The organism is Geminocystis sp., from assembly GCF_041753295.1.
In the GTDB taxonomy this organism is placed as follows: Bacteria; Cyanobacteriota; Cyanobacteriia; order Cyanobacteriales; family Cyanobacteriaceae; genus Geminocystis.
This window is the reverse complement of sequence record NZ_JBGSUU010000022.1, coordinates 1-9,464: the sequence shown is the minus strand read 5'-3', so window position 1 is coordinate 9,464 and position 9,464 is coordinate 1. Positions and strand designations below refer to the sequence as shown.

General features: G+C 31.0%; 7 protein-coding genes. 2 read left to right on the top strand and 5 right to left on the bottom strand.

Annotated elements, in window-relative coordinates:
* Nucleotides 1-548: 548 nt before the first annotated feature.
* The 4 genes from glmS to ACEW8E_RS01775 form a co-directional block, all read right to left on the bottom strand.
* Nucleotides 549-2,426 carry a glutamine--fructose-6-phosphate transaminase (isomerizing) gene (glmS, locus tag ACEW8E_RS01790; protein ID WP_373478627.1) on the bottom strand — a complete coding sequence of 626 codons (1,878 nt, stop codon included), beginning with the start codon at nt 2,424-2,426 and terminating at the stop codon, nt 549-551.
* Nucleotides 2,427-2,580: 154 nt separating this feature from the next.
* Nucleotides 2,581-2,748, bottom strand: coding sequence for a hypothetical protein (locus tag ACEW8E_RS01785; RefSeq protein ID WP_373478626.1), 168 nt, complete (start codon nt 2,746-2,748; stop codon nt 2,581-2,583).
* A gap of 293 nt (nt 2,749-3,041) precedes the next feature.
* A complete protein-coding gene (locus ACEW8E_RS01780; RefSeq protein ID WP_373478625.1) occupies nt 3,042-3,170 on the bottom strand; it encodes a DNA cytosine methyltransferase in 129 nt (42 codons plus the stop codon).
* Between the two features lie 82 nt (nt 3,171-3,252).
* Nucleotides 3,253-3,819 carry a DUF3172 domain-containing protein gene (locus tag ACEW8E_RS01775; RefSeq protein WP_373478624.1) on the bottom strand — a complete coding sequence of 189 codons (567 nt, stop codon included), beginning with the start codon at nt 3,817-3,819 and terminating at the stop codon, nt 3,253-3,255.
* A 420-nt stretch (nt 3,820-4,239) separates the two neighbouring features.
* Here ACEW8E_RS01775 and ACEW8E_RS01770 point away from each other — a divergent pair, with 420 nt between their 5' ends.
* Nucleotides 4,240-6,045, top strand: a complete 1,806-nt coding sequence (locus ACEW8E_RS01770; protein ID WP_373478623.1) for a putative bifunctional diguanylate cyclase/phosphodiesterase — start codon at nt 4,240-4,242, stop codon at nt 6,043-6,045.
* 87 nt (nt 6,046-6,132) lie between these two features.
* A complete protein-coding gene (locus ACEW8E_RS01765; protein WP_373478622.1) occupies nt 6,133-7,917 on the top strand; it encodes a serine/threonine-protein kinase in 1,785 nt (594 codons plus the stop codon).
* A 67-nt stretch (nt 7,918-7,984) separates the two neighbouring features.
* Here the strand turns inward: ACEW8E_RS01765 and ACEW8E_RS01760 are convergent, their stop codons facing one another.
* Nucleotides 7,985-9,172, bottom strand: a complete 1,188-nt coding sequence (locus ACEW8E_RS01760; protein WP_373478621.1) for a hypothetical protein — start codon at nt 9,170-9,172, stop codon at nt 7,985-7,987.
* Nucleotides 9,173-9,464: the final 292 nt, after the last annotated feature.

Genomic DNA, 9,464 nt, shown 5'->3' with positions numbered 1-9,464 from the left:
ACAAGTTACGAGCGATCACTCGTCGGCTCTGGTACACAGCACGCCTCTGTGATAATTTAAGAGAGTAATAAAGATACGTGCGCGTAGCGTGCCTTCGGCATCACCTTATCTAAAAATCATACTTTAATTCAGCAACGCCGTTTTTGCTTGTCTGATAGTACCGTATTCTTAAACTGTTAAACCTTCGATCGCCATTAGGCGTTGATCACTATTATTATCAAGTTTTATTTTTAGCTATCTCTCGTTATCTGTTAAACCTTCGATCGCCATTAGGCGTTGATCACAGAATAGAAACAGTATGTAATGTGAAATATAATATCCTGTTAAACCTTCGATCGCCATTAGGCGTTGATCACACTAGCTCAGTATCTAGCCAAACTTTAACCAACGGGACTGTTAAACCTTCGATCGCCATTAAGCGTTGATTACGAAAAAACTAGAGAAATTTTGGTGGCTCAGTTTCCAACTTTATTCTCTAGTTTCTAAGTTTATTATTCAGTTCCCAACTATATTATTCTTTTACAAGGGCGATCGCACCGCCCCTAAGACTATTCTACAGTGACTGATTTTGCAAGGTTGCGAGGTTGATCTACGTCTAAGCCACGCATGGATGCAATATAGTAAGCGAGTAATTGTAAAGGAATTACGGCTAAAATAGGAGATAAAATTTCTTCCACTTCCGACACAAATAAAGTATCTTGAAAGATGTCTTCTTGGCAATTTTGAGGTAGGATGCCGATTAAATGTGCATCTCTGGCTTTAGCTTCTTGGGCATTAGAAATAACTTTTTCATAAATACTTCCATTCATGGCGATGGCCACTACGGGGACATGAGCATCTAAAAGAGCGATGGGCCCATGTTTCATTTCCCCTGCGGGATAACCTTCTGCATGGATATAACTAATTTCTTTGAGTTTTAACGCACCTTCTAAAGCGATGGGAAAATTGATGCCTCTACCAAGAAAAATAAAATCTCTGGTATCAGGAAATTGATGGGCTAATTCTTTGATTTTGGCTTCTTGAGAGTGAATAATTTGCTCAATTTGGGTAGGTAACTGTAATAAACCAGTTAATATTTCTTGCATCCTTGAAGGGGTAACGGTTTTTCTTCGCCATGCTAAATCTAAAGCTAAAACATAAAAGCCGATGACTTGGGCGACAAAAGTCTTAGTTGCGGCAACTCCAATTTCAATTCCTGCATAAGTATTAATAACTTGATCAACCATACTTCCTAATGTACTTTCAGGGCGATTTGTAATACCTAAAATACGAGGGTGATATTCAGAAGTTAAAACTGATCTTCTTTGTCTCTCCATCTCAAGAGCCGCAAGGGTATCAGCAGTTTCCCCTGATTGAGTAACCCCAATAGTAATTGTATTACGCATTACGGGAGTGGGAGAATAACGAAATTCGGAAGCGTATTGTACAAAAGTAGGAATTTCGGCTATTTGCTCTAGTAAATATTTACCGACTAAACTTGCGTGCCAAGATGTACCACAAGCAACGATTTGGATATGCTCTAAATCTTCATATATTTCGGGCTGAAGGTTTAGGGTAATGGGATTTTCTTCAGGATTGGTTTCTGAGTGCCAATCAGGGTTAACATAGGCTTCCAAACAGGTACGAACTACCGACGGTTGCTCATGAATTTCTTTGAGCATGAAGTGACGAAAGCCTTGTTTTTCAACGGTTACAGGACTCCAATCGAGGGTACGAGGAGTTTTACGGAGGCGTTTTCCTGAAAAGTCATAAATTTCGACTCCTAAAGGTGTTAAACGGGCAATTTCCCCATTTTCAAGAGATAAAACAGTGTTAGTATGGTTAACTAAAGCGGTAACGTCAGAAGCACAGAAAAACTCCCCTTGCCCAAATCCAATGGTTAAAGGCGCACTTTGACGGGCTACAATTAATTCGTCTGGATAATCAGCACATAAAACGGCGATGGCAAAAGAACCATCTAAACGAATAACGGCTTTATTGACGGCATCCATAAAAGGATCTTCGGTTTCGGGATTATAATATTCAGCGATAAGGTGAGGAATAACTTCGGTATCGGTATCAGAGACAAATTTATATCCTTTTGCGGATAATTCTTTTTTTAATTCTTGATAATTTTCAATAATGCCATTTTGTACTACCGCAATTTTACCGTTATTATCTAGGTGAGGATGAGCGTTATATTCTTCGGGTTTGCCATGAGTTGCCCATCTTGTATGGCCAATACCAATTTTAGAAGTACTGTTGTCTTTTTCTAGTTTTGTGCGCAGATTATATAATTTACCTTTAGCTTTAATACAGTGTATTTTATTGTCAACAATAGTAGCAACTCCAGCAGAATCATAGCCACGATACTCTAACTTTTCTAAACCACTAACTAAAATATCAATAGCTGTTTGTGTACCAATATAACCAACGATTCCACACATAATTTTAATAATAAATAATTTAATTTTGACTCATTATAACAAAGGGTAAACTTTTCGCTACTAATACTCTGTTAGTTAACATTTTTTCTGTTACCAAAGATGATTATATATTTTCAACATAATGATACTTTTTCTTCTTTTAGAAAATAATTATCTATAAATTATCATTAATAAAATGAGGTAATTTTGATAAATTATCAATAAAATCAGCATTTAATGGTTTACCAATGAAAGCTCTATCAAAAAATTTAAACATTCCACGATGTTGAGGATTGTTAATTTCATCATAAAAATTGACTGTTGCAAAACCCACTAAAGGCATTGTTTTATTTTCATAGCTAATATTATATTTTTCCTTAATGGGATTATCTGATGTTGCTATTTCTAATAATAATTTCCATGCACAAATTTCTTCAGGATATTTTCTTAAAGATGTTTTCAGAGAAAGAATTAAACATTTATTTAACTCTTCTTTTTCATTAATACTTTTGATAATTTAATAATATCGAGATTAAGACGATGTAACTTTCCAAAAGGAGTTCGACAATACAAACTAAAAGCCAAAATCAATTCATTTCTAGTCCAATTTCTTCTCATATTTTGTGAGCATATTAATTAACTTAATTTATACTTATTATAATCATTAGAATATATACAGTTAAAACCGTTATTATCAAGAGCTAATCTAATTCCTCCGATTCCTGCAAATAAATCTATGGTTGTTTTTATTTCTACGGTGTTCAATTTTGATAATTATTTAAGTAAATATTGATAAGTTTATTTTATAAACAAAGTGTCCATTAAAAGTCTAATGACTAATCACAACTTAGAATTTTTCTGTAGGGGTAGGATCGATTGTGCCAGGGCGATTAAGAAATAAATTTCCCGCCGAATCGTTTTGATAAATACATTCTATTTTCGGAGAACTTTCTAAAGTACCAGTAAAACCAAAAGTATTCATACGGTTTTTACATTCTCTGACTTGCTGATCAGTAATTAACTTTTGTTGCTCTAATATTGACCAATTATTCTTTCTTAATACACATCCTGGTTTCATATTCGGTTGCGTTACATAAACGTTAAAAGGATTAAGAGTGATAAATACGCGCAAGTCAGAAACAATGGCACTAGCTCCAAATTGTACGCAAATTTCAGGGTTAGGCGCACTACGATCAATTACTTCACGAGATGCTACATTAGGTCCATTCGTAGCTTGTCCTGTGCTTAAGGCAATACCAACACCAATACCTAAAATAAAAATACCTGCACAAATAGCCGCTAAAGTATAGTTAATTCCTCCTAATAATGAAGATGATTTTACGCTTTTTCGATTATTAGGCTCAGAATAGTTATCGTAAGGAGAAGAATTTTTTGATCTTGGTGGGCGTTTCATGCCTTGAACTATTTGTTGATTAATTTTGATGATTGTTTAGTAATGATAACTTATTCAAGAAAAAGATGAGTTAGCAACACTAATCAAACTCTGTGAATCATAAAATTTTAGTGGAATAGGGAGTAATGAGTAATTAATTTCTAATTTCTAAAGCCTTTATTCTAAAAGTTTTTAATCTCAAACTCAAGTTTTAAGTTTCAGGTTTCAAGTTTCAGAAATTATTGAGATTCAAGTAGTAATATAATGTTAGTCTTTTTTTGAGTTAAGATGAACACTGATGGTTCTTTATCGATATTGACTATTACAGTCTTAATATTTATTTTAGAATTGCCCACAATTTATATATAATATACTCTTAACAGTTTAAATAGATCTCCGAGATTTTTTCCTAATGTTACTAATAAATGAAAACTAATAAAAATGGTTACAAATAATAATTCTATTAGTTCTAAAATTCTTAACCCTGAAACAAAAATATTTCCATCATTTTCAACGCCTCAAGATAAGTTCTCTGATTCTTGTATCGAGAATAGTCAAGAACAAATTACGTTATTAGCTGCCGCAGTTCATAGTTCTCATGATTCTATTGTTATTACTACTACAGAATTAGATTATCCAGGCCCAGAAATTGTTTTTGTTAATCAAGCATTTACAAGAATGACTGGTTATTCGAGTCAGGAAGTTATGGGTAAAACTCCTCGTATTTTACAAGGACCAAATACTGATCGCAAGGTTTTTAAGGATTTAAAAGAAAAATTAAGAAATGGACAAGTTTTTTTTGGTGAGACAATTAATTATCGTAAAGATGGTAAAGAGTTTTATAATCAGTGGCATATCGAATCCATTAAAAATTCTTTAGGGGAAGTAACTCACTATTTAGCTATACAAAGAGATGTTACTGATAAAATCAATGGAAAGAAAAAATTAATTCATGATGCTTTTCATGATTCTCTAACAGGACTTCATAATAGAGCTTGGTTTTTACAGGCACTAAAAGATAGTTTAGCAAAAGCTAATGAATATCAAGATTATATTTTTGGCTTACTATTCTTAGATTTAGACGGTTTTAAGTTAATTAATGATACTTTAGGTCATTCTGTGGGAGATATTTTTTTACAAGAAGTAGCACAAAGGATTCAAAATAGTATTCGTTCTCAAGATAAATTAGCTCGTTTAGGAGGAGATGAGTTTATTATTATTATTGAAGATGTTAAAGATTTAAGTATTGTTTCTGAAATTAGTCACAATATTCAAACTGCTTTACAACAACCTTTGATGTTAGGATCTCAAGAGATCTTTACTTCAGGAAGTATAGGAATTACTTTAAGTACTATGGGTTATGAAACTGGTGAAGAAATGGTTAGAGACGCAGATTTAGCTATGTATCGGGCAAAATCTTTAGGGAAGTCTCGTTCAGCTATTTTTAATAAAACTATGCACAAAGTAGCAGTTAAAAGGCTTAATTTAGAACAAGATTTGCGTAAGGCTTTAGAAAAAGAACAATTTGAACTTTATTATCAACCTATTATTCTTGTGAATAATCAATCTATTGCTGGTTTTGAGTCTTTATTACGTTGGCATCATCCTCAACAAGGTTTTATTTCTCCTGCTGGTTTTATTCCTCTGGCTGAAGAAATGGGGTTAATTGTGGAAATTGGGCAGTGGGTTTTACGTCAGGCTTGTATTCAATCTCGTCTTTGGCAAACATTAATTCCTAATCGCTCTTTATTTATGAATGTTAATCTTTCTCCTCGTCAATTAAAACAATCTAATTTAGTTCATCATGTAGATCAAATTTTACAAGAAACTCAGTGCGATCGCCATTTGATCAAATTAGAAATTACCGAAAGCGCCATTTTAGAAACCGATGATAAAGCAGATATAATGCTCAATGAGTTAAAAGAATTAGGGGTAAAACTCTGTATTGATGATTTTGGTACGGGTTATTCTTCTCTAAGTCGTTTATATAAATTTCCCATTGATACTTTAAAAATTGATGCTTGTTTTATTCGTGCTATAGGTAAACATGAGCGTAAAGAGAAAATTTTAAAAACCATAGTTAATTTAGCACACAATTTGGATATGGAAGTAGTAGCAGAAGGAGTGGAAACCGAGGCACAATTTTTGAAAGTAAAAGAACATAAATGTGAGTATATACAAGGTTATTTATTTGGTAAACCCGTAAGTAGTCAAGATATAGAAAAATCTTTTAAAGGAAAATATTAAATTTAAGGAAAAGAATCTTAATTTTGATTAGCTTATTAGTGATGAAGTGATATAATCTAATCCGTTATTGTGAGTGATATAAATAAGATGGTGAAAGATTCTCACTATAGATCATTAAGCCTAGTGGGAGAAGGACAGTTTGGGAAAGTTTATAGCGCTATTCATCGTCAAACAGGTGAATTAGTAGCGTTAAAAGAACTAAATCCCCAAAAATTTTCCACTAAAAAACTGTTACGAGAAATGCGTATTCTTTTGACTTTAGAACATTCTAATATAGTTCGTTGTCAAGGAATTGAACATAATTCTCAAGGGAGATATTTAGTTACAGAATATTGTGAAGGTGGTACTTTAAGAGATTTATTAGACACTCCTTTTAAAATCAGTATTGCGCAAAAGTTAAAAATTATTACTGATATTTTAGACGGTTTAAATCATGCCCATAAACAAGGGATTATTCATCGAGATTTAAAACCAGAAAATATTATATTATCTATAACTCCTCAAGGTTGGAATGGGAAAATATCCGATTTCGGAGTGGCAAAAATTGAATTAGAAGATAAAGATATTAATATTAGTAATATGGGTGACACTGGTTCTCCTGCTTATATGGCGCCCGAACAATTTTACGGTAAATATTCTTATAGTTCTGATCTTTATTCTATTGGTATTATTTTTTATGAGTTACTTATGGGTTATCGCCCTTTTAGTGGTAGTCCTTATGAAATCATGGTAGGACATATTAATCAAACTCCTAAATTTCCCAAAGATTTACCGCCGTCTTTACGATTAATTTTGATGGAAGCATTGCAAAAACTGCCACAACATCGTTTTCGTACTGCCCAAGAAATGAAAGATAATATTCTTGAATCCACATTAAAAGTACAAACAAAAAGTTCATCTTTGTATGATATTATTCCCCATCAAGAAATTTCTTTTAATTTAGTTTATGAAAAGTCTATAGAAGAAAATATTACATTATTAGCGGTAAAAAATAATCTAATATATCAAGCTACTTCCCTAGGTTTAATTATTGAAAATTATCAAAAAGATAGTAATAAAATTAGTTTAAATTTACAAGTTAAATATGACTTAAATCAACAAATTATTAATTTACAAACTATTGATTCTGGTTGCATTATTGCTACTCGTGATTTATCCAACTTTAATAAATATTCTTTATTTTATAGTGACTCTAATTATCAAGAAATTCAAACGTTAATAAAAGATGTAAAAAGTGAATATTTTATCTATAGTGTGGCGAAAAATAATCAATGGTTTGCTATTACTAGAAGTTGTGATGAAACTCAAGGATTTGAAATTATCAAAACTCAAAATTTATCTCCTGTTATTCCCATCATTAAAGATTTTTTACCTCAGCAAATTGTTAATATTGATTCCGCTCATGGAGTGACTATTTATACTCAATCAGATATTGAAAAAAATCAAACATTTTTCCGCTTTTTTAATCGTCGTGGCAACTGGTATGACACTTATAGCGTTCCTTTAAATTTACATCCTATTGTTGATCATTATCTGCTCAAGAAAACTTTTTTAACTAGAGAAAAACAATCTAATAATTTAGTTTTAATTAAGTTTAAACCTTTTTCTATTCGTCGTATTCCTCTTAATTTTCGAGCAGATTTTTGGTTGCCTAGTGACAGTGGATTTATTTGTGCTAGTCAGTCGGGAAATATTGCTTTTTTGGGTTTAAATGGGGATTATTTAGGGGAGTTCGATCTTGATAAAATCATTGTGGCGATCGCACCGTGTGCCTTTGGCATCGCACCTTTAAAGGAGAATAAAATTATAGTAATTACGGAGAATAAAGGTAAACAAACAAAAGCAATTTATCAAATTAATCATAAGAAGTAACTTTTTGTTTTGTGTATGTAAATTTTTCTTTTTCTTTATTTTTAAAATCTCTATGACGTTAATTAGATTAACTTGACAATTTTTTATCAATTAACCATTTACCCTGATTAAGATCATATTTTAAGTAAATATATGGTTTTTTATCACTGATCCAGTTTCCATTATTTAATCTATAAGTCAATGTTACTCGAATTTTAGCACTATCATTATTTTCTGATACTAAAGTAATATTTTCTATCTTTATAGTAGATACGCTATCCCACCAATCTTCGTAATCAGAATAAGATAAATTCAGATCAGATATAAAATTTTCGCTGAGATTTTCCCAAGTATCATAATAAGCTCGATTACTTAATTTTTGGTAATGATTTCTAATAAAATCTATGATATTTTCTCTATTACTGTAAGTAATACTTGTAATGTTATTATTTTCGATTATACTAGAATTCTCTGGAGTTTTTTTTTCAATATTTGATGGAGAAATTGTCTTTAATGATGTTTCCTTATTTTGGTTAATAGAACTATATTGATCTAATTTTATACTATTATAATTTTCAAAAAAGTTTTCAAAAATGCCTAGATTATATAAGTGATAACTTATCATTCCCATAGATATTGTGACAATTAAAAGGAGAAAAGATAAACTATTTATCGACTTTGATTTTTGTTCTAACATATGATTTATGGTTGTTATACTTTGTTCACAATCTTTAATTATTTTGTTTAATTTATCTGTAGTTTCAATATTAGATTTTCGATTTCTGTTGATTGCCTCATAAATGTCCGCTTTGATTCTCGTTATTTTATTTGAGATTCTTTGATCTAACTCCATGATTGATGATTGTATTTTTATCGTCTCATTAACAAGATCATTTTCTTTTTTTTGCAAGTCATTAATAACTAATGATAAAGTTTCTTTATTTTTTTTCTGTTCTTCTTTAATTTCTGAGTTTAAAGCATAATTTTTCAACAAAATATTAGTTAAGCTATCTATATTTTCAGGAACTAATCCTTCATCATTCTTTATTTTTTCCAGTTGATTTAATAACTTATTTGCCGAAGACATCTTGCCAATAAGAATATCACCTTTACTAATTAATTGCCATGATTCTCCACTAGGTAAAATTTTAACATCACAAGGTTTTTCTAAAATGAAGTTACTATTTTCATTTTCAGTATCTCCTTGAATTATAAATAAAGATTTAATCTGATTATTTAAACGATTAAAGTTAATTTTTCGATTTCCATTTGGCAATAAATAATATAATTTACTAGTTTTATTCTTTATTAAAATTATCCAATAATAACCGTTATTAGTATATTCTAAATAAATATTGCCGTTAGTTTTCCCTCGATAACTTTCAGCAGTGACAGAAACTGATGTGGCATATTCTGCTAATATTTGAGGGGCTTTTAACAGTTAACAAAAAGTTACTTAAATCTTCTTAAACTTACTCATTTTTTGAGCTAGACTAGAACAATGAGTAAACTATCTATTTCTGAAGCCGCAAAACTAAAAGGTGTTAGTACATCTACACTGAGAAGGT